Below are 24,602 nucleotides of genomic sequence, written 5' to 3'. Positions count from 1 at the left end.
CGCCTCAGCGGAGTGTCGGGCTGGCCGGTCGTCGCCGCGGGCCGCGCCGGGCTGGCGCGGGTGGCGGCGAGGGGCCGGGAGGGTCAGGACCGGGCGGCCGCCGCCGTCCGGGAGCGGTGCGCGGCGCGGAGCCCGTCCACGGTGAAGATCACCAGCGCCGCCCACACCAGCCCGAAGCCCAGCCAGCGCGAGGCCGGCATCTCCTCGTGGACGACGAGGACGCCCCAGGCGAACTGGAGGATCGGCGCCAGGTACTGGAGGATGCCGATGGTGACCAGCGGCACCCGGCGCGCGGCCCCGCCGAAGAGCAGCAACGGGACCGCGGTGATCGGGCCGGCCGCCATCAGCAGCAGCACGTGCCCGATCCCGTGGCCGGTGAACGTGCCCGAGCCGGTCCACTGGAGCCACACGAGGTAGGCGACGGCGACCGGGGCGAGCACCACGCCCTCCGCGGTCAGGCTGCTCGCCGAGTCCAGCGGCACGGTCTTCTTGATCAGGCCGTAGAGGCCGAAGGACACGGCGAGGGTCAGCGCGATCAGCGGCACCCGGCCGTAGTCCACGGTCAGTACCACGACCGCGCCGCCGGCCACGGCCAGCGCGACCCACTGGGCGATCCGCAGCCGCTCCCTGAGCACCACCACGCCGAGCAGCACGCTGAACAGCGGGTTGACGAAGTAGCCCAGCGCGCTCTCGACGACCTGGCCGCTGTTGACGGCATAGATGTAGGTGGCCCAGTTGACCGCGATCAACACGGCGGCCGCGCCGACCAGCAGCCAGCCCCTGGCCGGGAGCTGGCGCAGGACCCGCCACCGCCCGAGGGCCAGCGCCAGCGCGCTCATGACCACGAAGGTCCACGCCAGGCGGTGGCCGAGGATCTCGAAGGGTCCGGCGGGGCGCAGCAGCGGCCAGAAGGCGGGGAACAGTCCCCACAGGAGGTACGCACCGGCGCCGAGGGCGAGGCCGGGGCCGTCCGCCTTGGGGGAGGCGGGGCGTGTCGCGTCGGCCCCTGCCGCCACCGGGGAGGGATCATTCGTTAGCAGCGGCACGCACGCAGCTTACGGGGCGTGTCCACAATGCCGCCGGGGAGTGACCCGACATGGGCCGGTTCGATCACCCGGCGCAATCGGGTGAAATGGGTACCGCCTGGAACGCGCACCGGAACGGAGGCCCGGCAGTGGGCAAGCCCCCGCATTCCGACCGGGACCGCGACGGAGAAGATCAACTTCAGTGGCGCCGCCGCCGGGGGGACCGGGCGGCGTGGGTCGGCTGGCTGCTCGCGGCGGTGCTCTGCCCCGCCGCCGTCGCGGGAGCCGCCACCGCCACCACCGGGCAACGCGTCCAACGGGAGCTCACGGAGCGCGCGAGCCACGCCCTCCGCGTCGCCGGCGTCGGCGGCCGGGTGTCCTTCGACGGCCGCGACGGCGAGGTGGTCGACGTCCCCGCCGGCCGGGGCGAGCAGGCCCGCCAGGTCGTGCAGGCCGTGGACGGCGTCCGCTCGGTGCGGGTCAGCGAGGCCGCGCCCGTCGCGCCGCCGCCGAGGACCCAGGTCGAGCCGGTGACGATGACGTTCACCGGCGACCGCGTCGCCGTGATGGGCGCCGTGCCGGACGAGACCGCGCGGGACGAGGTCCTGGCCGCGGTCGAGCACGCGTGCGGCCGCGCGGTCGTGCCCGGACTCCAGGTCGTCTCCTCCGCCCCGATGCCGGGACCACCCGCCGCCTTCGGGGAACTCGCCCGCGCCGCGAGCACGGTTCCCGGCGAACGCACGGTGTCGTGGACACTGTTGGGGGTCACCCTGACCGGTACAGTCCCGGATCCGACCAGCCGTGGCCGTATCGAGGAGGCGGTCCGGCACGCGCTGCCCGGAGTGGAGGTGCACAGCCAGCTCGTGGTGACCAGGGACGGATCTGCCCAGGCCCTGGAAACCGGGGCTACGCAGGAACAACTGGACCGGATGTTGATCGAGCACCCGATCACGTTCCTGCCGAACAGCGCGGTGCTCACCGCCGAGGGCGCGGAGAGCGTGCGCCAGGTCGCCCAGTTGCTGCGTGGCGTGTCCGACCGCACCGTTGAGGTCGGTGGGCACGTGGCGGCCGGGCCCGGAGGGGAGAGCAACGCGCTTCGGCTGAGCCAGCAGCGCGCCGACGCTGTCCGTGACAAGCTCGTCCGCCAGGGCCTGCCGGCGGAGCGGATCGTGGCCAAGGGGTTCGGTGACGCTCGGCCCAGGGCTGACAACAACTCGCAAGAGGGCAAGGCGGCGAACCGTCGGGTCGAGATCACCGTACGGTAGGAGGGACTTCCCGTGACGTGGCTGTTCGGGCAGGTCTGGCTGTGGAGCGCGGTGGCGTTCCTGGCCGGAGCGCTCATCACCTGGCTGTTGTTCGCCCGCCCGGCGCGCCGGCGGCTCGCCGAGCTGGCGGACCAGGGCCCGGCACAGCCCGCGCTGTCCGGGTCGCACGAGGGCTACCTCGACCAGGAGGACCACGCCGAGCCCGGCGTGGGACCCCGCGCCGCGCCGGCCCCGTTGGCCGGCTCCGCGCCCCGGGTCGAGCCGTGGGGCGCCGAGGCGCCCCCGGAACCGGTGGCGGACCACGCGGCGGGGCCCGCGGGAGAGACGGCGGGGGAGGCCAGGAGGGGGACCGCGCCGGAGGCGCCGGTCGAGCCTCCCACCCCTCCGCGTCCCGCCGTCGCCGGACCCGTCCCCGGCGTCCCGGCCGCCGACGCGACCGGGGCAGTGGGGATGACGGAGGCGACCACGGTCATCCCGGCCCAGCACGACGCCCCGGGCGCCGGGATCGGCGCCGCGCCGGAGGAGCGGGCCGCCCGGCCCGAGACCGCGCCGCGTGAGCCAGCCCGCGAGCGGACCCCTGCCCGCGACCGCGGCGACCTGGGCTTCCCCCGGCCCGCCGAGCCGACGCCGTTCCCCTCGGAGGCCCCGCCGCCGGGCGGGGAGTCGATCGCGGCGGCGCTGGGCGGCGTCGAGGGCGTGAGCCCGAACGGCGGGAGCCGCGGCGACCGTGCCGAACGTGCCGACCATGCCGACCGCGCCGACCGCGCCGACCGCGCCGATCAGGCTGGTCACGCCGAGCCCGCCGGGCCCGCCGAGCCCGCCCAGCCGCGCCCGGCGGCGCGCCGGGTCAGCGTCCCGCCGATGGGCTTCGGCGTGGGCAGGGAGCCGGAGCGCCCCGCGACGCCGTGGGCGGCGGGCGAGCCCCGGCCGCCGGCCGCCGGCGCGGCCGAGGAGCGGCCGGCCCGGCCGTTCGACGGGCCGTCGCGCCCCGCGGACCAGCAGGGCGGGACCGAGGACGAGATCACGGCGGGCGGCCAGGGACCGGGCGGTCAGGGGCTGGGCGGTCAGGGGCTGGGCGGGATGCCCGACGTCGACCAGTGGGTGACGCCGGCCCCGCGCCCGGCCGTCGTGGACGAGCCCGCCACCTACGAGCGGGCCCGGTTGGACGAGCAGTGGCAGCCGCTGACCGGGCAGGGCGGCGTCGAGCCGCCGCCGGGACCGGAGCCGGCCCCCGCCGAGTCCGGCCCGTCCGCGCCCGCGGAGCCGGCGGGCGGTCGTTACCCGACGGAGCCGCGGGGCGGCGAGCCGCGGCGGCCGGTCGCGGGGGAGATGCACGCCCCGCCGGAGCCGGAGCTGGTCGAGGCCGAGCCGCCGGCCGGCGTCGAGGAGGACGAGCTCGAACCCGAGGCGGAGCGGACCGGTCCGGTGTCCGCCGCGATGATCGCCGAGCAGGTGCGGCGGGCCGGCGGGGTCGACTCCGGCGAGTTCGGGGAGCCGGTCGAGCACACCCTGACCGAGCGGGAGCTGATCGACCAGGAGATCGCCGAGGACGAACTGGCCGCCACGACGGCGGCCGAGGAGCAGGCCGCCGGCCGCGCGCGGCACGCGCGCACCGACTCCGGCCTCGGGGTCGAGGCGCTCGTGGACCGCGACGAGGACGAGCCCTACCAGGCGGAGGCCACCAGCCGCGCCGAGGCGCGCGCCGCGGAGGCGGAGCGCGCGGCCGAGGCCGGGGCGGACGAGCCCGTCACGCCGGCGACCTCCGCGCCGTGGGACCGGATCGGGCCTGCTTCCCGAGACCGGGAGGACACCGTGCACGAGAACACGGAGATGCCGTCCCTGCCCACGCACGACGAGCTGATCGGCCTGGCCGGCGCGGAGTCCGAGCGCCGGACGCCGAGCGGGGCGCGTGCCGAGAAGGAACTGCCCGAGCCGCTGGTCGGCGAGCGCGGGGCCGGCCAGGAGCCGACCCCGTCGCGGGGTCCCGCCGAGGGCGAGCCGTGGGCCGACCAGGCGCGCCGGGACGCGGAGCCCGGCCAGGGCCGGTACGAGCAGCGGCCGCCGGCCGCCGCCGGGTTCACGGCCCCCGCGCCGTCGCCGACCGAGCCGACGCCGGCGAACGCGCCGGTGGACCCGTCCACCTCCGCCGGGGCGGCGTCCCCGGCCCGTGAGCCGTGGGCGCCGCAGGGCGAGCGGCAGGGGAACGGGCTGGCCGCGGCCTTCCGCTCGGAGCGCCCGGCCACCCCGCCCCAGGAGGCGGCGGCCCCGCCGCAGCCCCCGCTGGGCGGCCAGGCCCCGGTGCCGCCCTCGCCGGCCCAGGCCGCGCCGGGACAGCCGGGACAGCCGGGACAGCCGGGACAGCCCCAGCCGCCGCAGGTCGCGTCCCCGCCGCCGGCACAGCCGGTCGCGCCGCCGCCGGCGCCCACCGCGCCGGCAGTGCCGGCCGTCGAGGCCGAGCGTCAGCGCTCGCTGTTCGAGCCGGTGGTGGACCCGGAGGCCGCCAGGTCGGCCGCGCCCACGCCGCCGCTGCCGCAGCGGGGCGCGCCGGCCGCGCCCGCCCAGCCGCCCTCGGCCCACCCGCAGCAGGCCGCGCCCGCTCCGGCCGAGCGGCCGGCGGCGCAGCCGCGCCAGGAGGCCCCGGTGCCGCAGTCCGCGGCGTCGTGGCCCAGCGGCGCGCCGGCCACGCCCGCCGGCGCGGGGTGGACGGGTCCGCAGCCGGCCCCGCAGCCGTCCGCGCCGCTGCCGAAGCGGCCGACGCCGCAGGCGGCCGAGGCCGCGCCGTCCGCCGCCCGGCCCGCCGAGAACGGCTCGGCCGCGCCGCGCCCGACGACGGCGACGCCGTCGCCGTTCGGGCCGGGATCGGCGTTGCCGAACCCGGACGGCTCGGCTCCCGGGCCGGAGTTCCGGGTGAAGGCGAGCGCCTCGTCGATGTTGTTCCACACCGCCGAGTCGCCGTACTACGCCCGCACCAGGGCTGAGGTGTGGTTCCGCGGTCCGGAGGACGCCGAGCGCGCCGGTTTCCGCGCCTGGAACCAGCCGCGCTAGTACGGAACGTCGCAGGCGGGCGTCCCCTCCCGGGGGCGCCCGCCTCGCTGTTCGGGCCGCACTCTGTCCGCGCCCGTCGAATCCCCGGCCGGCGTGCCCTGCTCCGTGGTTCGCCGGTCGCCGGTCGCCGAAACGCGCGAGGCGCCTGGCCGGATGCCGGCCAGGCGCCTCGTCGACCGCCTCGGTGGAGGCGCTTTCCCGCTACTCGACGGTCCAGGTGTCCTTGCCGCGCAGGAGCGCGCCCAGGTCGGCCGGCTTGGCCGTCCTGGCCTGCTCGACCTGGGCCCGAGCCAGGTCGTCGTAGCTCGGGCGGTCGACGGACCGGAACACGCCGGTGACGGTGTAGTCCAGGTCCTGCCCGCCCAGTCGCGACAGGGCGAAGGCGTAGGACGGGTCGTCCCGCGTGGCGTCGTGCACGACCAGCGCGGCCTCGCCGACCTCGGCCACCTTGCGCACCTGGAGGGAGCCGGTCGCCGGGTCCCGCACCACGCCGTACTCGCCGTCGGCGCCGAACCGGATCGGCTCGCCCTGCCGGAGCGGGACGATCCGCCGCTCCCGCTCGCCGGGCTCCTTCAGGACGTCGAACGCGCCGTCGTTGAAGATCGGGCAGTTCTGGTAGATCTCCACGAGCGCCGAGCCCCGGTGCTGGGCCGCGGCCCGCAGCACCTCGGTGAGCTGCTTGCGGTCGGAGTCCAGGGCGCGGGCCACGAACGTGCCCTCCGCGCCCAGCGCGAGCGACACCGGGTTGAACGGGTGGTCCAGCGAGCCCATCGGGGTCGACTTGGTGACCTTGCCGACCTCGGAGGTGGGCGAGTACTGGCCCTTGGTCAGCCCGTAGATCCGGTTGTTGAACAGCAGGATCTTGAGGTTGACGTTGCGGCGCAGCGCGTGCACCAGGTGGTTGCCGCCGATCGACAGCCCGTCGCCGTCACCGGTCACGACCCAGACCGACAGGTCGGGCCGGGAGACCGACAGCCCGGTCGCGATGGCCGGGGCGCGGCCGTGGATGGAGTGCATCCCGTAGGTGTTCATGTAGTACGGGAAGCGCGAGGAGCAGCCGATGCCGGAGACGAACACGATGTTCTCCCGGCGCAGGCCCAGTTCCGGCAGGAACGAGCGCACCGCGGCGAGGATCGCGTAGTCACCGCACCCCGGGCACCAGCGGACCTCCTGGTCGCTGGTGAAGTCCTTCGCGGTCTGCCTGGCGTCGGTGGTCGGGACGCCCTCCAGCCCGCCGAGCGTGGGCAGGCCCAGGTCGATCGCCGTCATGCCGCGACCCCCTTGATGATCTCGGTGAACACACCCTGGAGCTCTTCGGCCTTGAACGGGAGCCCGGCCACCTTGGTGTGGCTGACCGCGTCCACCAGGTAGCGCGCGCGCAGCAGCATGGCGAGCTGGCCCATGTTCATCTCCGGCACGACGACCCGGCGGTACCGGCGCAGCACGTCGCCGAGGTTGCGCGGCATCGGGTTGAGGTGGCGCAGGTGGGCGTGGGCGATCGTCATGCCGAGCCGGCGGACCCGGCGGCAGGCCGCGCCGATCGGGCCGTAGGTGGAGCCCCAGCCGACCACGAGCAGCTCGGCGTCCCCTGTCGGGTCGTCGACCTCCACGTCCGGCACGGCGATCCCGTCGACCTTCGCCTGCCGGATGCGCACCATCCGGTCGTGGTTGTCCGGGTCGTAGGAGATGTTGCCCTTGCCCTCGGCCTTCTCCAGGCCGCCGATGCGGTGCTCCAGCCCGGGGGTTCCCGGCACCGCCCACGGCCGGGCCAGTGTCCTCGGGTCGCGCAGGTAGGGCCAGAACTCCCCGGAGCCGTCCGGGGCGTTGGGCTCGGTGGCGAAGTCGACCTCGATCGGGGCCAGCTCGTCCACCGACGGCACCAGCCACGGCTCGGAGCCGTTGGCGATGTACCCGTCGGACAGCAGCAGCACCGGGGTGCGGTAGGTCAGGGCGATGCGCGCGGCCTCGACCGCGGCGTCGAAGCAGTCCGCCGGCGAGCGCGGCGCGATGATCGGCACCGGGGCCTCGCCGTTGCGGCCGAACATCGCCTGGAGCAGGTCGGCCTGCTCGGTCTTGGTGGGCAGACCGGTGGACGGGCCGCCGCGCTGGATGTCGCACACCAGCAGCGGCAGCTCGGTCATGACGGCCAGGCCGATGGTCTCCGACTTCAGGGCGAGGCCGGGGCCGGAGGTGGTGGTGACGCCGAGCGCGCCGCCGAAGGACGCGCCGAGGGCGGCGCCGACGCCGGCGATCTCGTCCTCGGCCTGGAACGTGGTCACCCCGAAGTTCTTGTGCTTGGCCAGCTCGTGCAGCACGTCCGAGGCCGGGGTGATCGGGTAGGTGCCGAGGAACACCGGCAGCGAGGCGAGCTGTCCGGCGGCGACGATGCCGTAGGCCAGCGCGGTGTTGCCGGTGATCTGCCGGTAGGTGCCGCGGGGCAGGCTGGCCGGCGCGACCTCGTAGGTCACGGCGAACGCCTCGGTGGTCTCGCCGAAGTTCCACCCGGCGCGGAAGGCCAGGACGTTGGCCTCGGCGATGTCCGGCTTCTTGGCGAACTTCTCCCGCAGGAAGCGCTCGGTGCCCTCGGTGGGGCGGTGGTACATCCAGGACAGCAGGCCCAGCGCGAACATGTTCTTCGCGCGCTCCGCGTCCTTCTTGGTCAGGCCGGTCTCCTCCAGCGCGCCCCTGGTGAGGGTGGCCATGGCCACCTTGTGCACCGTGTACGCGTCGAGGGAGCCGTCCTCCAGCGGGTCGCTGTCGTACCCGACCTTGGTCAGGTTCCGCTTGGTGAACTCGTCGGTGTTGACGATCAGCGTGCCGCCGTGGGGCAGGTCGCCGATGTTGGCCTTGAGCGCCGCCGGGTTCATCGCGACGAGCACGTCGGGGCGGTCGCCCGGCGTGAGGATGTCGTAGTCGGCGAAGTGGAGCTGGAAGCTGGAGACGCCCGGCAGGGTGCCCTGGGGGGCGCGGATCTCGGCGGGGAAGTTGGGCAGGGTGGCCAGGTCGTTGCCGAAGGCGGCGGCCTCCGAGGTGAACCGGTCACCGGTGAGCTGCATGCCGTCGCCGGAGTCACCGGCGAACCGGATGACGACCCGGTCCAGCTTGCGGACCTCGGTGGGTCGTCCGGGGGCGGGCGCCCCGTGAGACACCTTCGGGCTGCTTCCCACGTCTGCGGTCATGGGCTCGGGGTCCCTCTCTCACGCGTGTCGGCCGGGCATCGAAACCCGTGCGAATGTCCGGCACGCCGGCCCGGCGTGCCTTCCCCGCTCCGGTGACGAGCGTAGTCGGCACTCGATCTCGTTCCGGCCGGTGAGACCCGCCCCGGTTCCGACGTCGGCGGGGCCGCTGGGCTCGTCTGAGCTCGGGCTGAGCTCGCTCAACCCCACCGCCACCTCTCCAAGGTAGGGACGCCCCACCGGGCGGACCGGCCAATGCAACGTGCGTCACACTCCGCGGCCCGCGCCAGGGCGGGCCCGAAGAAACTGTTACTTCGAGTAACACCCGTTTGGCAAGCCTCGGGCCGCACGTGTTCCCGCTTCTCCCGGAAGGGGAAGACGCGTCCGGCGAGGGGCGTCACCAGCTCCGGGCCGTCGGTCGACGTGGCGTCGGTCGACGTGGCGTCGGTCGACGTGGCGTCGACCGACGGCCCGTGGTGGAGGAGGGGCCGTCAGCGGCCGCTGATACGTGCCTTCATCGCGGCGAGCCGTTCGGCGAAGGCGGGGTTGTCCATCGAGCGGACCTGCGGCGCCAGCTCGACCTCGACCGCGGTGGGGTGGTCGTCGAGCATCGACGTCGTGCGCATGGTCCGCTTCGTGGCCAGCACCAGCTCGCGCGGCGCCTGCGCGGCGGTGGCGGCCAGGCGCACGGCGGCGTCCACCACGGCCTCCGGCTCGCCGTCGACCGCGCGCAGGGCCAGCCCCGCCCGCACGGCCTCCTCGGCGTCCAGCACCTCGCCGAACAACGCCATCGCGGCGGCGGTCTGCGGGCCGACGACCCGCTGCAACATCCAGGTCATGCCCCCGCCGGGGTGGATGCCGAGCTGGAGGAACCGCGCGTCGAACCGGGCGCGGGGGCCGGCCAGCCGCACGTCGCAGGCCAACGCCAGGTTGAGGCCCGCGCCCACGGCGGCGCCGTTCACCGCGGCCACCGTCGGCAACGGGCAGGACGCCACCGCGAGGAACCCGGCGTAGATCCGCCGCAGCCCCTCCTCGCGGGCCTCGCCCAACGCGGTCAGGTCCGCGCCCGCGCAGAACGCCGGCGGCGCGCCGGTCACGACGACCGCCCCGACCCGCTCGTCCTCGGCGCAGTCGACGACCGCGTCCGCGAGCCGCGCCGACAGGTCGAGGGTCAGGGCGTTGCGCCGGTCGGGGTCGTTCACCGTGATGACGGCGACGCCGCCGCGCCGCTCGACGAGGACGTCTCCGCTCATGCGGGGGATCTTGCCACTCGCGGCGGGGCGCGGGAGGTGGCCTGGGCCACGTCCTGGCGGGGCTGGTGGCGCGGCCCTGGCGGGCGCGCGGGGGTCAGGCCCCGGGGGCGGGCGGCCGCTCCAGCAGCCGCGACAGCACCACGGTGGACACCGTGCGCTCGATGAAGTCGACCGCGCGCAGCCGCTCCAGCGCGCTCTCCAGGTGGTGGATGTCGGCGGCGCGCAGGTGCACGATGGCGTCGGCCGCGCCGGAGACGGTGTAGGCCGCGACGACCTCGGGCAGGGGCTCCAGGCCGATGCGGATCTCTCCGGGGGTGACGTTGCCCCGGCAGTGCACCTCGATGAACGCCTCGGTCCCCCAGCCGAGGGCCTCGGGGTCCACCACCGCGGTGAACCCGCGCAGGACGCCGGTGTCCAGCAGTTTGTCCACCCTGCGCTTCACGGCGGGAGCGGACAGGCCCACCACTCCGCCGATCTCGGCGTAGCTGGAGCGGGCGTCCGCCACAAGGCACGAAATGATCCGCTGGTCGATGGCGTCCATACGCAAGATTCTGCCCCATACGCCGCAACAAAGCGGCGTTGAGTGCCGGTCAACGCGAACCTTAGATTTCGATTCATGTCGTCCACCCTTGACGCGCCGCTGGCGACGCCCGCGCCGGAGACCGGTCCCGGCGCCCTCGCCGTCACCCAGGAGCGGGTCCCGACCCGCCGTCGGTACCTCATGTGCGAGCCGCGGTTCTTCACCGTGGAGTACGTGATCAACCCGTGGATGCGTCCCGACCAGCCGGTCAGCACCGAGCGGGCCGTCGAGCAGTGGACGGAGCTGAAGCGGACCTACGAGCGGCTCGGCCACCAGGTCGAGACGATCGAGCCGCAGCCGGGCCTGCCGGACATGGTCTTCGCGGCCAACTCCGGCACCGTCATCGACGGCCGGGTGCTGGGCGCCCGCTTCCGCGCCGAGCAGCGCTCGGCCGAGGCCGAGCACTACCGGCGCTGGTTCCTGGAGCACGGCTACCGCAGCGTGGTCATGCCCGAGAAGATCAACGAGGCCGAGGGCGACTTCGCCTGGACCGGCGGCCTGCTCCTGGCGGGCACCGGGTTCCGCACCGACCCCGGGGCGCACGCCGAGGCGCAGGAGGTGCTGGGCGTCCCCGTCGTGTCGCTGCGACTGGTCGACCCGAGGTACTACCACCTCGACGTCGCCCTGTTCGTCCTGGACGACCAGTCCGAGCGCCCGCTCGTCGCCTACTACCCGGAGGCGTTCTCGGCCGGCTCGCAGCGGGTGCTGCGCCGGCTGTTCCCGGACGCGGTGATCGCCAACGACGCCGACGCCGAGTGCCTCGGCCTCAACGGCGTGTCCGACGGCCGCAACGTGGTGCTGCCGAAGGAGGCCACGCACCTGGCGGAGCGGATCGCGGAGCGCGGCTTCGAGCCGGTCCTCGTGGACATCTCCGAGCTGCGCAAGTCCGGTGGCGGCCCCAAGTGCTGCACGATGGAGCTGCGCGGCTGATCCGCCGGCGGACACCCGCACCACACGGACCCGGGGCTGGGAGCGCGCGCACGCTCCCAGCCCCGTTTCACGGGATGCCCTGGCGGGTCTCGGCGCCTGAGGGCGGAGACTCGGCCCACGTTCGGTACAGCAGGTGCGCTGCCTCCACCTCATCGATCTCCCGGAGGGCCTCCTCGCGGGTCATGCGGAGCCGCGCATCGATTTTGACAACGTGTCGTTGTAGGCCCTGGCGGAGCACCAGAAGCCCCCTGGTGCTCGGCGTCGCGCTCTCCCGGGTCGGAGTCGACGATCTCGAAGCGCATCGACGCAGGGAGTTGGCCGGGCCTGAAGATAATCGCGCCATCGGCGAGGCCGTCCACCCGTCGACGAGCCCAGGGGCCTCGTCCAGGCCCCTGTCAGCCCACTCACCGGTATCCCGACGGCGAAGGAACTCCCCACCGCCGATCCCCGTCTCCCGTCGCGCCAGGAGGTCGAACGCGGCGGCGGACTCCTCCGCTGACCGGGCGAGGGGCGGTCGGCTGTCACGCGATCGGATGGGATTCGTGTCGTCGTTGGGCCGAACGGCCTAGCATCGCGGCGATGCGCAAGATCAACGCGGGATGCGTGGACGACCGCGCCGACGGTCGGCCCGAAGAGATCGACGCTGACGAGATCGGCGCTGACGAGTTCGGCGCTGACGAGTTCGACGGCGACGGCCTCGACGACGGGTTCGGGGACTCCGGGGACCTGCCAGAGCCGGTCCGGATCGTCTCGGAGGCGGCGCTGCGGAACGCGGTGCTCGTCCTCGACGCGGTGGCCGCCACGCTGCGCGCGGCGCCCACCGGGCCCGTCAACAAGGCGGCCGCCACGGCGGACCAGATCCGCATCATCATCGACGCGGTGGAGTCCGGCCGGCGGCTCGACCTCTCCTGCTGCGCCAACCCCTGGCGGGCCGTCCTCGCCCGCCACCTGCTGCCGCCGGAGCGCGCCGCCCAGGCTCCCCGGGCCGGGTGATCCGGCGCTACTGGAGATACCCCTCGACCTCCGACGGAGGGCGCGGGCGCGCCTCGTCGGGGTTCTGGCCGGTGTCCCGCCGGGCCCTCCGCTGGCGCAGCAGGTCCCAGCACTGGTCCAGCGCCTCCTCCAGGCTCCGCAGCCGGGTGTTCTCCTCCTCGGAGACGCCCTCGCCCACGGCGCGCTCCCGGAGCCGGTGCTCCTCCTCGACGAGCCGCTGGATCCGGTTCATCACGTCGTCGTCGGTCACCGCGCTCGGCCTCCCGTGCTCCTCGTCGTCCGGCGCGCCGCGTCGGCTCCCACTTCCGCGAACGCCGGCGGGGCGCGGGCCGGGGACTGGCTTACCCTCCTTTCGTGGGTACCCGCTTCACCCTGGACTGGGGCACGACCTACGAGGTCAATGTGCTCGACCTCGGCCTCGCGTGCTGCGGCGTGGAGGTGATGGCCGCGTTGCACGGCCGGGGCGACGACGACCGGCCGGACCGGCCCGACCGGCTCGCCGAGTTCGGCGTGCGCCCCGCCACTGGCCCCGACGCCCCCGAACGGGCCCACGTCCTGGTGGTCTCCGGCACCGTCACCGACGTGATGCTGCCGGCCGTGGTCGCCACCTACGAGCGGATGCCGGAACCGAGGTACGTGCTCTCCGTGGGCGCGTGCTCCAACACCGGCGGGCCCTACTGGGACTCCTACTCGGTGACCAAGGGCATCGACCAGGTCCTCCCGGTGCACGTGGCCGTGCCGGGCTGCCCGCCGCGCCCCGAGGCGCTGCTGGCCGGCCTGGCCGCCCTGCACCGGATGGTGACCGGAGAGGCGGCGGCATGACGGCGGGCAGCCAGCGGCTCGCCGAGCGCTTGGTCGAGTTGGTGCCCGACGCCTCGGCGCGCACGGCGTTCGGCCAGACCATCGCGCAGGTGCCGGTCGAGCGGTGGGTGGAGGCGGCCACGGTCGCCAGGGACCAGCTCGGGTGCGTCGCCTTCGACTGGCTCGGGGCCGAGGACGCCGGCCGTCCCGGCGCGGTGGGGGAGCGGCACGCCGTGACGCTCCACGTGCTCGCGCCGCCCGCCTGGGACGGGTTGTTGCTGCGCACGGAGCTGCCGGACGGCGTCCCGTTGCCCAGCGTGGCGGGTGTGTGGGCCGGCGCGGCCTGGCACGAGCGGGAGGTCGCCGAGATGTTCGGCGTGGAGCTTTCCGGCCACCCTGACCCGCGTCGACTGCTGCTGCCGGGGGAGTTCGCCGGCCATCCGCTGCGCAAGGACTTCGTGCTGGCCTCCCGGGTGGTCCGCCCGTGGCCGGGACGGTTGGAGCCCGGCGAGGACGGGACGGCCGCCCCGAGCCGCCGTCGACTGGCGCCGCCCGGGGTGCCGGGGCCGGAGTGGGGACTGCGGAGGGAGAGCGAATGAGCGACGAGCGTCAGCCCGAGCTGCCGCCGCGTTCCCGGGGCGTGATCGCGCTGCTGGAGGCCAACTGCACGGTGTGCATGTTGTGCGCCAGGGAATGCCCCGACTGGTGCATCCACATCGCCTCGCACACCGAGACCGTGCAGCAGCCCGGCGCCGCCCGCCCCCGGCAGCGCAACGTGCTCGACCGGTTCGCCATCGACTACGGGCACTGCCTGTACTGCGGTATCTGCGTCGAGGTCTGCCCCTTCGACGCCCTGCACTGGGCGCCCGACTTCGGCTACCCCGGCACCGGGACTCCCTCCGGGGACGGCGCCGTGGCCGAGCTGGTCCACGAGCGCGAGCGTCTCGCCGACTGGCTGGTGGACGTGCCGCCGCCACCGCCGCTGGACCCCGCCGCCGAGCCGGCCCCCGAGGCCGCGACGCGGCGCCCCGGCGGCCCCGCGCGGCCCGGTGGGTTCCGCGGGCGCGAGACGACGTAGGCCGTCCCACCCGCGCGGGGTCCGCGCGCGACACCGCGCCCGGTCGGCGGGGTCGATGTCGGTCGACCAGCCCCCGTCACGTCGACGGCCGCCGTCGACGGTCTCCGACCTGGGCCGTTTGGTCGCTCCCTGGTGGAACCCCGCGCCGGCACCGGGCGTTGACCCGGGTGGATGCGACGTTCCGGGTTAATCCAGGGGTGGCGAGCACCGGCGAGCACCTCGGAGGCGACAAGACCGTGCACAAGCACTACAACGGGTTGAAGACCGCACTGCTGCTGGGCGGCCTCGGCGCGCTGATCGTCGTGGTCAGCTCGTTCTTCGGCAGGACCGCCCTGGTCATCGGCCTGGTGGTGGCGCTGGGCGTGAACGCCTTCGCGTACTTCAACTCCGACCGGCTCGCGCTGCGGGCCATGCGCGCCCGCCCGGTGTCCGAGGCCGAGCAGCCCGCGATGTACCGGACCGTGCGGGAGCTGGCCACCGCCGCCCGACAGCCGATGCCCCGGCTCTACATCAGCCCGACCGACGCTCCCAACGCCTTCGCCACCGGCCGCAACCCGCGCAACGCCGCCGTGTGCTGCACCACCGGCATCCTGGAGTTGCTCGACGAGCGCGAGCTGAGGGCCGTGCTGGGGCACGAGCTGGCCCACGTCTACAACCGCGACATCCTCACCTCGTGCGTGGCGGGCGCGCTCGCCAGCGTCGTGACGTTCCTGGCCAACATCGCCATGTTCACCGGCCTGTTCGGCGGGGACGACGACGAGCGGCCCAACCCGGTCGCGATGCTGTTGATCTCGATCCTCGGGCCGGTCGCGGCGGGCATCGTGCGGATGGCGGTCAGCCGCTCCCGGGAGTACCAGGCCGACGCCTCGGGCGCGGCGCTCACCGGCGACCCGCTGGCGCTGGCCTCGGCGCTGCGCAAGCTGGAGCTGGGCACCAGGGCCCGGCCGCTGCCGCCGGAGCCGAGCCTGGTGAACCAGGCGCACCTGATGATCGCCAACCCGTTCCGGCCGGGGGAGCAGCTCTCCCGGCTCTTCTCCACCCACCCGCCGATCGCCGACCGGATCCGGCGGCTGGAGGACCTGGCCGGGCGACGGCTGCCCTGAGCGCGTCGACGCGCCCCCTCGGGCGCGCGAGAAGAAGGGACGCCGCGGGAGACCCGCCCCCCGGGGGCGGAGCGTCCCGCGACGTCCCCACGACGTCCCCACGACGTTCCCGGCGGTGTTGCCGCGGGTCAGCCCGTCGCGCCAGCCGTGCGGGCGACGTTCATGACGTACTGGCCGTAACCCGACTTGGCCAGCTTGGCGCCCAGGGCGTGACACGCCTCGGCGTCGATGAAGCCCATCCGCAGGGCGATCTCCTCCAGGCAGGCGATCCGGACGCCCTGGCGGTGCTCCAGCACCTGGACGAACTGGCCGGCCTCCAGCAGCGAGTCGTGCGTGCCGGTGTCCAGCCAGGCGAACCCCCTGCCGAGGTCCACCAGCCTGGCCCGGCCCTCCCGCAGGTAGGCCAGGTTGACGTCGGTGATCTCCAGCTCGCCCCGCGCCGACGGCCGCAGCCCGCGCGCGATCTCCACGACGCGGTTGTCGTAGAAGTAGAGGCCGGTGATCGCCCGGTTCGACCGGGGCCGCTCCGGCTTCTCCTCGATCGACACCAGGCGGCCGTCCCCGTCGACCTCGCCGACGCCGTACCGCTCGGGGTCCTTCACCGGGTAGCCGAACAGCACGCAGCCGTCCAGCGTCGCGGCCTCCTTCTGGAGCAGCCGCGAGAAGCCCTGGCCGTAGAAGATGTTGTCGCCGAGCACCAGCGCGACGTCCTGGTCGCCGATGAAGTCCGCGCCGATCACGAACGCCTCGGCCAGCCCGTTCGGCTGCGGCTGCTCCGCGTACTCCAGGCGCAGCCCGAGCTGCGAGCCGTCCCCGAGCAGCCGGCGGAACAGCGGCAGGTCGGTCGGGGTGGAGATGATGAGGATCTCCCGGATGCCGGCGAGCATGAGCACCGAGAGCGGGTAGTACACCATCGGCTTGTCGTAGACCGGCAGGAGCTGCTTCGACACGGCCTGCGTGATCGGGTGCAGCCGGGTGCCGCTGCCCCCGGCGAGGATGATCCCCCTCAACTCGTCCCCCAGACGCGTCAGCGGTAGTTGGTGAACTGGAGCGCGATGCCGAAGTCCTTGGCCTTCAGCAGCGCGATGACCTCCTGTAGGTGGTCCTTCTTCTTGCCGGAGACGCGGAGCTGGTCGCCCTGGATCTGCGCCTGCACGCCCTTCGGGCCCTCGTCCCTGATGGCCTTGGCGATCTCCTTGGCCTTGTCCGACGCGATGCCCTGGAGGATCTTGCCGGTGACCTTGTAGATCTTCCCGGACAGCGCCGGCTCGCCGACCTCGAACGCCTTCAGCGAGATGCCCCGCTTGACCAGCTTGTCGCGGAAGACCTCGATGGCGGCCTTGCACCGCTCCTCGGTCTCCGCCTGGATGGTCACGGCCTCCTCGCCCGCCCAGGACACCTGGGCCCCGGTCCCCCGGAAGTCGAAGCGGGTGGTCAGCTCCTTGGCCGCCTGGTTGAGCGCGTTGTCGACCTCCTGCCGGTCGACCTTGCTCACCACGTCGAACGACGGGTCCGCCACGTGCACGCACCTTTCGTCTCGGATCCGGTCCGCCACGCTACCGGGACCCGATTGGCTCTCGACCGGGGGAGGTATGTATGCTTCTGGACCGCAGCCCCCACACGGGGGCGGCAACGGCAGGTTGCCCGAGTGGCCAAAGGGAGCGGACTGTAAATCCGTCGGCTTAGCCTACGTTGGTTCGAATCCAACACCTGCCACACCCGATGACCGGAGCCCCTGATCTGTGGAAACAGGTCGGGGGCTCCGGTCGTTTCGGCGTTCCTCGTGGCCTTCTGCCGCCCCCTTGGTCACCGCCTTGTCTGGCACGTGTTCGGCACGGCCGACGGACCCCCGTACCGCTCCCTTGCTGAGGGCCAGGAACCTGTGATCGCCGCCACCGCACCAGGCGTGATCTCTGTCGCGTCCCTGACAGCTCCAGCGCCGGCCCCTTGCCCTGACGCGATGGTGGCCTTCGGTTGCCGGCAGGTGTCACTCGCCCCGGCCGCACGGCAAGGCGACTGTCGCCCAAGATCGTCGTGGCTTGCCGCCGGCGCCCGGGTGCGCCCTCGCTCGGGAGCCGCGTGAAGCCAGGCGGCGGCGCGCCTTGATTCTGTGAGCGGAATTCACAACGCGTTGCGGCATGGGCTGAGGGCTGGCTGAGGCCACCCGTGTGTCCTTGCCGGGTTTGTTGGCGTAGCCGATGGCTGGCTGGCCACCGGGATGTGCGGTGTGAATGTCGGTGGTGGAGCCGTCGTCCCGATCGGTCTTTCCCCGCACGGTGTTTCCGGGTTTCCCGGCCAACCCGGGCTGGGAGGCGGCTTCCCAGCCGTCCCGTGTGGCGTGATCACGGCTGCCCGGCGGGCAGTCCGTCTGGCTGGCCGTCGCGGCCGGGGCCGGTGGAGTGCCACGCCCACAGGCCGAGGACCACGAGGACCACGGTGTCCAGCATCACCGCGAGGCGTTCGAGGAGCCCGAAGGCCGACGCCAGCGACCACGTCCCTCCCAGGAGGTGGTGGGCGGTGACGGTGACCGCGATCGGGAGGAGGCACAGCGCGTCGGCCAGACACAGCCCCAGGGTCGGGAGCGCGAACCGCCGCCAGTGGTCGTGCCGCCGGTGCCGCCACCCCACCGCCACACCGGCGACGGGGAGGCTCACGCAGGTCGTGGCGGCGAGCCAGAAGTGCGCCGCCACCGTCACGTCGGCGAGGACACCGACGGTGAGCCGGCCCGGCGGGACCACGGCGACGCCCACCAGCCCGACGCACCAGACGGCCATGGCCGCCCTCGTCGCCCGGTCGTGCAACACGGCCAGGGACGACAACACGAGCACCAGCGCGGCGGAGCCGAGCGCGCCGGCGCACAGGGCGAGCGAGAAGACCCAGCCCGTCGGCCCGAGGGCGTAGTCGCTGATCAACTCGCGCACCGGGTCCACGCCGCCGAGGTCGGGCAGCAGGTGGAGGCCGACGAGCAGCGCGTGGCTCAGGACGACGAAGGCCAGGCCCGTGGCCACGAGGGCCCTGCCGAGCCTGCCGTTCCCCAGCACGAGCGCCAGCGGCCCCCGTGGAGTGAGCGGGAGTTCGCCGGGGCCTCGCCCGGCCGGTCCTCGCACGTCCACGTCCACCACCTCCTGGCGCCGGGGCGGTCTCGGGGCGCTGGCGGAGTCGGGGTCCGGTGGACCCACGAGGACGGCTGACCCCAGCGGGGTCGACCACCGGGGACGCGGGTCCGTGACGGTGCTCACTTCCGACGCTAACGCGGCGGCCCGCCCCCCGTCGGGTGGCGGGCCTGCACGAACAGGTGATGAAGGGTGGTCACGTCCCGTGCGCGCTGGCGATGGCGTCGAGCACGGCGCCCCACGGCGGCGTCCCGTCGTCGGCCACGGCCGCGTCGACCAGGTGCGCCCCGGCCGAGCGGAGGGTGGCGAGGTGCCCGTTCCACGCGGGGTGGGCGGCGTGGAACGCGTTGGTCCTCGGCCAGACCACGACCGGCACGCGCGGGTCGCCGAGCGCCTCGCAGAGCTGGGTGAGCGCCTGGTTGTCCGCGATGCCGAGGGCGAGCTTGGCCACCGAGTTGGCGGAGGCGGGCGCGAGGACCGCCAGGTCCGCGTCGGGGTGGGGCCGGGGCTCGGTGGGCAGCCGGGAGTCCCACCGCACGGGGAGACCGGTCGCGCTGGCCAGCCGGTCGACCTCGCCGGCGTGGGTCAGCCAGCGGGCGGCGGTCGGGGTGAGGGTGACGGTCACCCGCCAGTTGGCCGCGAGGGCGGGCTCGACCAGCCCGGTCCGGAGGGTCTCGACGCCGCCGGCCGCGGTCGCGACCACCCGCAGCACCGGTTGTGCGGACACCGCGCTCTCCCATCGCTGTCGGTTCCCGTGCCAGGGCCACGAGAGGGTGAGGTCCACCCTGCCCGAGGGAGTCAGCGCGTCGGGGACGGGGGGTTGAGGAACCGCTCCCGGTCGACGACCACCCGGGTGATCACGCCCCGGGCGACCAGCTCGCCGCGCCCGTCGACCGCGCGGACCTCGAACCGGAGCCGACGGCCGTCCACCTCGACGAGCGTGGCCAGCACCGCGACCCGCCCGCCGACGGGGGTCGGCAGGAGGTGCTCCAGCTCGACGCGGTGGCCCACGGAGGTGGTCGCGGGGGCCAGCCGGCCGGCGAGGGCCGCGACGGTGGCGGCCTCGGCCAGCGCCAGCAGCCGGGGCGTGGCCAGGACCGGCACGTCGCCGCTGCCCACCGCGCCCGCCGTGTCCGACCGGTCGACGACCAGTTCGACCGTCGCCCGCAGACCCACCACGACGTTCATGCCCTGAGGCTAGGCACGCCCACCGGGAGAGGTGGCGAAAACCACCGGGACAGCGCAGCGCGAGGCCCTCCGCGCGCCTCGGGACCGCGCGCCTCGGGACCGCGCGCCTCGGGACCGGGCGGCGCGGGATCTAGGTTCGGGGCGTGACTGTTGAGGTGCACGTCGTCGACGCGTTCACGGAACGGGCGTTCGCGGGGAACCCGGCCGGGGTGGTCCTGCTGACCGAACCGAGGGACGCGGAGTGGATGCAGGCGGTGGCCGCGGAGCTCAAGCACGCGGAGACCGCGTTCGTCGAGGTCGGGCGGTCGGTGGACGGGGCGCTGCCGTTGCGGTGGTTCACCCCCACCCACGAGGTCGACCTGTGCGGCCACGCCACCCTGGCGACCGCGCACGTCCTCGGCGGGACGCGGCGGTTCGCGACGGCCAGCGGGGAGCTGGTGTGCTCGGCCGTCGGCGACGGGTGGATCGAGATGGACTTCCCCGCCGACCCGCCCGCGCCCGCCGAGGGAGGACCGGACCTGCTGGCCGCCCTGCCCGGCGTCACCGTGCGCTCGGTGTGGCGTGGCCGGTTCGACGTCCTGGTCGAGGCCGCCTCGGCCGCCGAGGTGCGGGCGCTGCGCCCCGCGCTCGACCGGGTCGCGGCGATCGACGCCAGGGGCGTCATCGTCACGGCCCCCGGCGACGGGGCGGGGACCGACTTCGTCAGCCGGTGCTTCTACCCGGCCTACGGGGTGCCCGAGGACCCGGTGACGGGCTCCGCGCACTGCACGCTCGCGTCGTGGTGGTCGGAGCGGCTGGGGAGGACCACCTTGGTGGGGGAGCAGGCGTCACCCCGCGGGGGTGTCGTGCGATTGACGGTGCGCGGGGACCGGGTGGGGCTGGCGGGCAGGGCGGTCAGCGTCCTTCGGGGTGAACTTCTCGTCTGAGCCCCTCGGCCGATCCGGTGTCATCTCCACCACAACGTGATCAAGGAGGTGAACGGGCACCATCCCGGGTTCGTCCTGCTGGGCCGGTCGGTTGACGCGTGCGCTCCCGTGCGCGGAGAACCCCTCACCCGCCGTTGCCCCCGACCACCCGGTGGGGGTATTCAGGAGATCGGTCAGTGGCAATTGCCACGCGGCACCTGCCATCGACTGCCCGAAGCGGGGTGACGGTCCGTGACCAGATCCGGTCAGGACGCCCCGCCCGCCGCCGCGGCGTGTCATGGTCCACGTCACCCCGACAGGTGACTGCGGAGCGTGGCGGTCTGGCCAAGGTTGCGGCCTTCCGTCACGATCGGGCGACAGATCCAGCGCGTGAACGTATTCGCAGCGCGACGAGGAGGGGTGGATGTCCGAGCACCACCGCCCACACGACCCGGACGCGTCGCGCCTGGCCGACCGGGCGCAGATGGACCCCCGGCGGCGGCTCCTCTACCTCACCTTCTCCCGCGCCGTGCTGGTGGCGGGCACACTCGCGGCGGCCGGCGTGGCGTGGTCGCAGCCCACCCAGTTCACGCCCCAGCTCCTGTGGCTCGGCCCGCTGCTCGTGCTGGGCTTCCTGCTCGCCGAGCACCTCACCATCGACGTCGACATCCGCCAGGTCGGCTGGGCCATCTCGTTCACCGAGATCCCGCTGGTGCTTGGCCTGCTCACCGCGCCGTTCGAGGTCGTGCTCGCCGCGCACCTGGTCGCCGGGGTCGGCAGCCAGCTCGTCCGGCGGCTCACCAGCAACCTGGTCTACAACGTCGGCGTGATGTGCCTGGAGATCGCCGGACCGTTCGCGGTCTACGCGCTGGCCACCCAGGTCCTGCCCGACGGCGCGCCCCGGTGGACCGCCGCCCTGCTCGGCACCCTGGCCTCCTCGCTCATCAGCGTCGCGCTCGCGGTCACCGCGCTGAACATCCTGCGCGGCGAGCCCCGGCTGCCGGCGGCCCTGCGCCTCGCCGCGCACACCCTCGTCGTCGGCCTGCTGAACACCTCCGTCGGCGTCGTCGGCTACGAGGTCGCGGTCTCCGCCCCGTGGGGCTGGGCGCTCAACGTGCTCGTGGTCGCGGCCCTCGTCGCGCTCTACCGCGGCTACTACGGCCTGCTGCGCGAACAGCGCGACCTGGAGACGCTCAGCGACGTCAGCCTCAGCGTCGCGCGCTCCGGCCAGCGCGTCGCGGCCAGGCCGGGCAACCTGCTGGACGGCCAGCTCGCCGACGCCGACGCCGACGAGTGGCAGAAGATCGCGGAGCGGATCAGGGAGCAGCTCTCCGCCAAGCGGGTGGTGCTGCGCCTGCGGCTGGACCCGGCCGCCCCGGCCCGCGCGCTCGTGGCCGGCAAGCCCCTGCCCGAGGACGAGCCCCCGTCGCACGACGACCCGATCCTGCAACTGCCCGGCAGCCAGGTCCGCTACTTCCGCGGCCTCGACGCCTCCGACGACGTGCGGGAGGCGCTCGCCCGGCGCGGCGCGCACGAGGCCCTCGTCGTCCCGCTCCGCGGCGCCAACCAGCTCCTGGGCGCGGTGGAGGCCCACGACCGGCTCAGCCGCTGGCGCGGCTTCGGCCGCTCCGACGTCCAGCTCCTGCGCACCCTGGCCAGCCACCTGGCCACCGCGATGGACAACCGGCGGCTGCTGGCCCGGCTCCGGCACGACGCCTACCACGACCCGCTCACCGGCCTGCTCAACCGGCCGGGCTTCCGGGAGGCCGCCGTGGACCGGCTGCGCCGGCACACGGGCTCCATGGTGGTGCGCATCGACCTCGACGCGCTGTCCGCCGTCGGCGACGCGCTGGGCCACTCCTGGGGCGACCGCATGGTGATCGCCGCGGGCGGCCGGCTGCGGGAGGCGCTGGGGCCGGGGGTGCCGCTGGCGCGCCTGGAGGGCGGCACGTTCGCCGCGCTGCTCGCGGACTGCGACGAGGAGGAGGGGCGCCGGATCGCCGAGCAGCTCCACCGGGAGCTGGCAGCGCCCTACCCGGTCGACCGGCTCAGCGTCGAGGCCGACGCCGTCGTCGGCTACGTGCAGGTGCCCTCGGAGCCGGCGGAGGAGGACGACGCCGACGTCGACACCCTGCTCCAGCGCGCGGACGTGGCCCTGCGCGCGGCCCGCAACGCCGGGGACGCCGTGCGCGGCTACGTGCCGAGCATGGGCCAGATCTTCCTGCGGCGGTTCCAGCTCGTCACCCAGTTCCGGCAGGCGCTGGACACCGGCCAGGTCCGGGTCCACTACCAGCCCAAGGTGGCCCTCCCCGGGCGCGAGGTCCTGGGCGTGGAGGCGCTGGTCCGGTGGGTCCACCCCGAGTTCGGCCGGCTCGACCCCGACGAGTTCGTGCCGGCCGTGGAGGCCACCGGCCTGGTCGACGCGCTGACCTCGTTCGTCATGGACAACGCCCTGGCGAAGGTGCGGGGCTGGCTGGACAGGGGGCTGCGGCTGTCGGCCGCGGTGAACCTCTCCGTGCGTAACCTCGCGGACGAAAGCTTCCCCGACCGGGTGGCGGAGGCGCTGCGCCGGCACGACGTGCCGCCGCGGCTGCTCACCTTCGAGCTGACCGAGTCGGGCGTGATGTCCGACCCCGAACGGGCGTTGCCGGTGTTGCGGCGGCTGCACGCGCTGGGCGTGGTGCTCGCCGTGGACGACTTCGGCACCGGGTACTCGTCGCTGGCGTACCTGCGCCAGCTCCCCGTCGACGAGGTGAAGATCGACAAGAGCTTCGTGCTCGGCATGGGCACCGACCTTGGTGACATGGCCGTGGTGCGCTCCATCGTCGAGCTGGGGCACTCGCTGGGCCTGACGGTGGTGGCCGAGGGCGTGGAGGAGGACGCGGCCAGGGACCAGCTCGTCGAGATGGGCTGCGACGTCGCCCAGGGCTACCTGATCTCCCGGCCGCTGTCGGAGGACCGCTTCGAGGCCTGGCTGCGGGCCAGGACGGTGCGGGCCAGGGGCCGTCGCGATGAGACCGTGCTCACTTTGGTGCGCTGAGCGGCCCCCGGATTTTGGCTCCGCGACGTTCTTGTGTAGAGTTCACATCGCTCCGCGAGAGCACGCCCCAATAGCTCAGTCGGCAGAGCGTCTCCATGGTAAGGAGAAGGTCTACGGTTCGATTCCGTATTGGGGCTCGACGAACGGCACGCGGTGCTCGCAGAGCGGGTACCGCGTTTCGTTCTTGGGGGACACCCCGGTGTCCCCCGTGGCGGTGTAGCTCAGGTGGTAGAGCAAGCGGCTCATAATCGCTGTGTCGCCGGTTCAAGTCCGGCCACCGCTACGCGAGTGGGCGAGCTGTGTCCGCTGGGAGCGGACCGGCTCGCTTCGCAATGACTGTGGGGGCCGAGCCCCCACACCCCGCGCCGGGGGCATGCCCCCGGACTCCCTTCGTGGGTGGGGTGGATCCCGCACATCGTGGGCGACACCTGTGCGGGGTTACAGGAACCCGGCCTCGCCGGGTTCCGAGCGGAGCGGGACGGGTCTGCTGGGAGTGGGCCAGCTCGCTTCGCAATGACTGTGGGGGCCGAGCCCCCACACCCCGCGCCGGGGGCACGCCCCCGGACCCCCGTATGGGGGTGTGGTGAGATCCACTTTGGTGGTGTTTCGCCTCGTGGGGTGGCTGTGGAGCGGGACGGGTTCGCTGGGAGTGGGCCGGCTCGCTTCGCGATGAGTGAGGGACAATCCTCACAGCCATGCCGGGGATCCGCCCCGGGCCGCCGGGACCGGGGGCGCGAGCGGGTACCGTGTAGGTGACTCGCAGCCGTGGTTCCTGGGCCCCGTGCCCACGCCCGGAGCCGGGGAGAGCCCCGGACCCCCTCACGGGGGTGCGAGCGGGCAGGTTCTCTGGGGGCCCGCCCTCAGACCCCTACCAGGGGCAAGCCCCTGGGCCCCCGTCACCGGGGGTGCGAGCACGAGAAGGAGAGGCTCCCCGTGGCCGCCACCGACGTCCGCCCCAAGATCACGCTGGCGTGCGAGGAGTGCAAGCACCGGAACTACATCACCAAGAAGAACCGGCGCAACGACCCGGATCGCCTCGCGGTGAAGAAGTACTGCCGGAACTGCAACACGCACCGGGTGCACAAGGAGACCCGCTGACCCCGTCCG

Annotated in this window: 23 protein-coding genes and 3 tRNA genes; 14 read left to right on the top strand and 12 right to left on the bottom strand. The window is 74.2% G+C overall.

All coding sequences use genetic code 11. From position 1 onward, the window contains the following. Positions 1–83 precede the first annotated feature (83 nt). Positions 84–1,046: an EamA family transporter RarD gene (rarD, locus tag LX15_RS20545; RefSeq protein ID WP_253671244.1), complete on the bottom strand. Its 963-nt coding sequence runs from the start codon at positions 1,044–1,046 to the stop codon at positions 84–86. A gap of 128 nt (positions 1,047–1,174) precedes the next feature. On the opposite strand from rarD, the gene LX15_RS33185 reads away from it, so the two are divergent. Continuing rightward, positions 1,175–2,290 carry an OmpA family protein gene (locus LX15_RS33185; RefSeq protein WP_253671243.1) on the top strand — a complete coding sequence of 372 codons (1,116 nt, stop codon included), beginning with the start codon at positions 1,175–1,177 and terminating at the stop codon, positions 2,288–2,290. Between the two features lie 12 nt (positions 2,291–2,302). After that, positions 2,303–5,335: a sunset domain-containing protein gene (locus LX15_RS20535; RefSeq protein WP_253671283.1), complete on the top strand. Its 3,033-nt coding sequence runs from the start codon at positions 2,303–2,305 to the stop codon at positions 5,333–5,335. Positions 5,336–5,536: 201 nt separating this feature from the next. On the opposite strand, the gene LX15_RS20530 is transcribed toward LX15_RS20535, so the two are convergent. The 4 genes from LX15_RS20530 to LX15_RS20515 all read right to left on the bottom strand — a co-directional run bounded on the left by LX15_RS20530 (position 5,537) and on the right by LX15_RS20515 (position 10,305). Beyond that, a complete protein-coding gene (locus LX15_RS20530) occupies positions 5,537–6,604 on the bottom strand; it encodes a 2-oxoacid:ferredoxin oxidoreductase subunit beta (protein ID WP_253671242.1) in 1,068 nt (355 codons plus the stop codon). Further along, entirely contained in the window at positions 6,601–8,514 is a 1,914-nt protein-coding gene (locus LX15_RS20525; protein WP_253671241.1) for a 2-oxoacid:acceptor oxidoreductase subunit alpha, read from the bottom strand. The genes LX15_RS20530 and LX15_RS20525 overlap by 4 nt, the downstream gene beginning before the upstream one ends. A 488-nt stretch (positions 8,515–9,002) precedes the next feature. Beyond that, positions 9,003–9,764 carry an enoyl-CoA hydratase gene (locus LX15_RS20520; protein ID WP_253671240.1) on the bottom strand — a complete coding sequence of 254 codons (762 nt, stop codon included), beginning with the start codon at positions 9,762–9,764 and terminating at the stop codon, positions 9,003–9,005. Positions 9,765–9,858: 94 nt separating this feature from the next. Further along, positions 9,859–10,305: an Lrp/AsnC family transcriptional regulator gene (locus tag LX15_RS20515; protein ID WP_253671239.1), complete on the bottom strand. Its 447-nt coding sequence runs from the start codon at positions 10,303–10,305 to the stop codon at positions 9,859–9,861. A 75-nt stretch (positions 10,306–10,380) separates the two neighbouring features. Here LX15_RS20515 and ddaH point away from each other — a divergent pair, with 75 nt between their 5' ends. Next, a complete protein-coding gene (gene ddaH / locus LX15_RS20510; protein ID WP_372502762.1) occupies positions 10,381–11,274 on the top strand; it encodes a dimethylargininase in 894 nt (297 codons plus the stop codon). 579 nt (positions 11,275–11,853) lie between these two features. Further along, positions 11,854–12,267 carry a hypothetical protein gene (locus tag LX15_RS20505; protein WP_253671238.1) on the top strand — a complete coding sequence of 138 codons (414 nt, stop codon included), beginning with the start codon at positions 11,854–11,856 and terminating at the stop codon, positions 12,265–12,267. 7 nt (positions 12,268–12,274) lie between these two features. Here LX15_RS20505 and LX15_RS20500 read toward each other — a convergent pair whose 3' ends face one another. After that, positions 12,275–12,517 carry a DUF2630 family protein gene (locus LX15_RS20500; protein WP_253671237.1) on the bottom strand — a complete coding sequence of 81 codons (243 nt, stop codon included), beginning with the start codon at positions 12,515–12,517 and terminating at the stop codon, positions 12,275–12,277. A gap of 104 nt (positions 12,518–12,621) precedes the next feature. Here LX15_RS20500 and LX15_RS20495 point away from each other — a divergent pair, with 104 nt between their 5' ends. From LX15_RS20495 to htpX, 4 genes are all read left to right on the top strand, one after another. Then, entirely contained in the window at positions 12,622–13,089 is a 468-nt protein-coding gene (locus LX15_RS20495) for an NADH-quinone oxidoreductase subunit B (protein WP_253671236.1), read from the top strand. Continuing rightward, positions 13,086–13,667, top strand: coding sequence for an NADH-quinone oxidoreductase subunit C (locus LX15_RS20490; RefSeq protein ID WP_253671235.1), 582 nt, complete (start codon positions 13,086–13,088; stop codon positions 13,665–13,667). The genes LX15_RS20495 and LX15_RS20490 overlap by 4 nt, the downstream gene beginning before the upstream one ends. Further along, positions 13,664–14,146, top strand: a complete 483-nt coding sequence (locus LX15_RS20485) for a 4Fe-4S binding protein (RefSeq protein WP_253671234.1) — start codon at positions 13,664–13,666, stop codon at positions 14,144–14,146. The genes LX15_RS20490 and LX15_RS20485 overlap by 4 nt, the downstream gene beginning before the upstream one ends. Positions 14,147–14,382: 236 nt before the next feature. After that, the gene (gene htpX, locus LX15_RS20480) at positions 14,383–15,249 is read left to right on the top strand and encodes a zinc metalloprotease HtpX (RefSeq protein ID WP_253671275.1); all 867 of its coding nucleotides are present in this window, start codon (positions 14,383–14,385) and stop codon (positions 15,247–15,249) included. 128 nt (positions 15,250–15,377) lie between these two features. On the opposite strand, the gene rfbA is transcribed toward htpX, so the two are convergent. Further along, complete coding sequence (rfbA, locus tag LX15_RS20475; RefSeq protein WP_253671233.1) at positions 15,378–16,259, bottom strand: glucose-1-phosphate thymidylyltransferase RfbA; 882 nt, start codon at positions 16,257–16,259, stop codon at positions 15,378–15,380. Positions 16,260–16,276: 17 nt separating this feature from the next. Further along, positions 16,277–16,768 carry a YajQ family cyclic di-GMP-binding protein gene (locus tag LX15_RS20470; RefSeq protein WP_253671232.1) on the bottom strand — a complete coding sequence of 164 codons (492 nt, stop codon included), beginning with the start codon at positions 16,766–16,768 and terminating at the stop codon, positions 16,277–16,279. A 115-nt stretch (positions 16,769–16,883) separates the two neighbouring features. Here LX15_RS20470 and LX15_RS20465 point away from each other — a divergent pair. After that, a tRNA-Tyr gene (locus tag LX15_RS20465) sits at positions 16,884–16,965 on the top strand. Between the two features lie 626 nt (positions 16,966–17,591). Here LX15_RS20465 and LX15_RS20460 read toward each other — a convergent pair. The 3 genes from LX15_RS20460 to LX15_RS20450 form a co-directional block, all read right to left on the bottom strand. Continuing rightward, on the bottom strand, positions 17,592–18,362 hold the full coding sequence (locus tag LX15_RS20460) for a DUF998 domain-containing protein (protein ID WP_253671231.1): 771 nt from the start codon (positions 18,360–18,362) through the stop codon (positions 17,592–17,594). A 196-nt stretch (positions 18,363–18,558) separates the two neighbouring features. Beyond that, the gene (locus LX15_RS20455) at positions 18,559–19,089 is read right to left on the bottom strand and encodes a flavoprotein (RefSeq protein WP_253671230.1); all 531 of its coding nucleotides are present in this window, start codon (positions 19,087–19,089) and stop codon (positions 18,559–18,561) included. Positions 19,090–19,160: 71 nt separating this feature from the next. Beyond that, the gene (locus LX15_RS20450) at positions 19,161–19,550 is read right to left on the bottom strand and encodes a thioesterase family protein (protein WP_253671229.1); all 390 of its coding nucleotides are present in this window, start codon (positions 19,548–19,550) and stop codon (positions 19,161–19,163) included. 143 nt (positions 19,551–19,693) lie between these two features. Between LX15_RS20450 and LX15_RS20445 the strand changes: the two genes are divergently transcribed. The 3 genes from LX15_RS20445 (at position 19,694) to LX15_RS20435 (ending at position 23,632) form a co-directional block, all read left to right on the top strand. After that, positions 19,694–20,476 carry a PhzF family phenazine biosynthesis protein gene (locus LX15_RS20445; RefSeq protein WP_253671228.1) on the top strand — a complete coding sequence of 261 codons (783 nt, stop codon included), beginning with the start codon at positions 19,694–19,696 and terminating at the stop codon, positions 20,474–20,476. Positions 20,477–20,879: 403 nt separating this feature from the next. Further along, positions 20,880–23,495 carry a putative bifunctional diguanylate cyclase/phosphodiesterase gene (locus LX15_RS20440; protein ID WP_253671227.1) on the top strand — a complete coding sequence of 872 codons (2,616 nt, stop codon included), beginning with the start codon at positions 20,880–20,882 and terminating at the stop codon, positions 23,493–23,495. Between the two features lie 64 nt (positions 23,496–23,559). Next, positions 23,560–23,632 (top strand) — tRNA-Thr (locus LX15_RS20435). Here LX15_RS20435 and LX15_RS32585 read toward each other — a convergent pair. Further along, the gene (locus LX15_RS32585; protein ID WP_301304941.1) at positions 23,607–23,741 is read right to left on the bottom strand and encodes a hypothetical protein; all 135 of its coding nucleotides are present in this window, start codon (positions 23,739–23,741) and stop codon (positions 23,607–23,609) included. The genes LX15_RS20435 and LX15_RS32585 overlap by 26 nt on opposite strands. Here LX15_RS32585 and LX15_RS20430 point away from each other — a divergent pair. Beyond that, a tRNA-Met gene (locus LX15_RS20430) sits at positions 23,706–23,778 on the top strand. The two genes, LX15_RS32585 and LX15_RS20430, sit on opposite strands and share 36 nt — an antisense overlap. A 650-nt stretch (positions 23,779–24,428) precedes the next feature. Further along, positions 24,429–24,593 carry a 50S ribosomal protein L33 gene (gene rpmG / locus LX15_RS20425; protein ID WP_073479367.1) on the top strand — a complete coding sequence of 55 codons (165 nt, stop codon included), beginning with the start codon at positions 24,429–24,431 and terminating at the stop codon, positions 24,591–24,593. The last annotated feature ends 9 nt before the right edge of the window (positions 24,594–24,602 follow it).

Source organism: Streptoalloteichus tenebrarius, from assembly GCF_024171885.1.
GTDB classification, from domain to species: Bacteria; Actinomycetota; Actinomycetes; order Mycobacteriales; family Pseudonocardiaceae; genus Streptoalloteichus; species Streptoalloteichus tenebrarius.
The sequence above is the reverse complement of the archived record's forward strand: the minus strand, read 5'-3'. Positions and strand labels throughout refer to the sequence as shown.

Bases quoted from the DNA above. Each gene is read 5' to 3' on its own strand.
- LX15_RS20530 (WP_253671242.1), bottom strand. From the start codon at position 6,604: ATGACGGCGATCGACCTGGGCCTGCCCACGCTCGGCGGGCTGGAGGGC.
- LX15_RS20525 (WP_253671241.1), bottom strand. From the start codon at position 8,514: ATGACCGCAGACGTGGGAAGCAGCCCGAAGGTGTCTCACGGGGCGCCC.
- LX15_RS20520 (WP_253671240.1), bottom strand. From the start codon at position 9,764: ATGAGCGGAGACGTCCTCGTCGAGCGGCGCGGCGGCGTCGCCGTCATC.
- LX15_RS20515 (WP_253671239.1), bottom strand. From the start codon at position 10,305: ATGGACGCCATCGACCAGCGGATCATTTCGTGCCTTGTGGCGGACGCC.
- ddaH (WP_372502762.1), top strand. From the start codon at position 10,381: ATGTCGTCCACCCTTGACGCGCCGCTGGCGACGCCCGCGCCGGAGACC.
- LX15_RS20505 (WP_253671238.1), top strand. From the start codon at position 11,854: ATGCGCAAGATCAACGCGGGATGCGTGGACGACCGCGCCGACGGTCGG.
- LX15_RS20490 (WP_253671235.1), top strand. From the start codon at position 13,086: ATGACGGCGGGCAGCCAGCGGCTCGCCGAGCGCTTGGTCGAGTTGGTG.
- LX15_RS20485 (WP_253671234.1), top strand. From the start codon at position 13,664: ATGAGCGACGAGCGTCAGCCCGAGCTGCCGCCGCGTTCCCGGGGCGTG.
- LX15_RS20450 (WP_253671229.1), bottom strand. From the start codon at position 19,550: ATGAACGTCGTGGTGGGTCTGCGGGCGACGGTCGAACTGGTCGTCGAC.
- LX15_RS20440 (WP_253671227.1), top strand. From the start codon at position 20,880: ATGTCCGAGCACCACCGCCCACACGACCCGGACGCGTCGCGCCTGGCC.
- LX15_RS32585 (WP_301304941.1), bottom strand. From the start codon at position 23,741: ATGAGCCGCTTGCTCTACCACCTGAGCTACACCGCCACGGGGGACACC.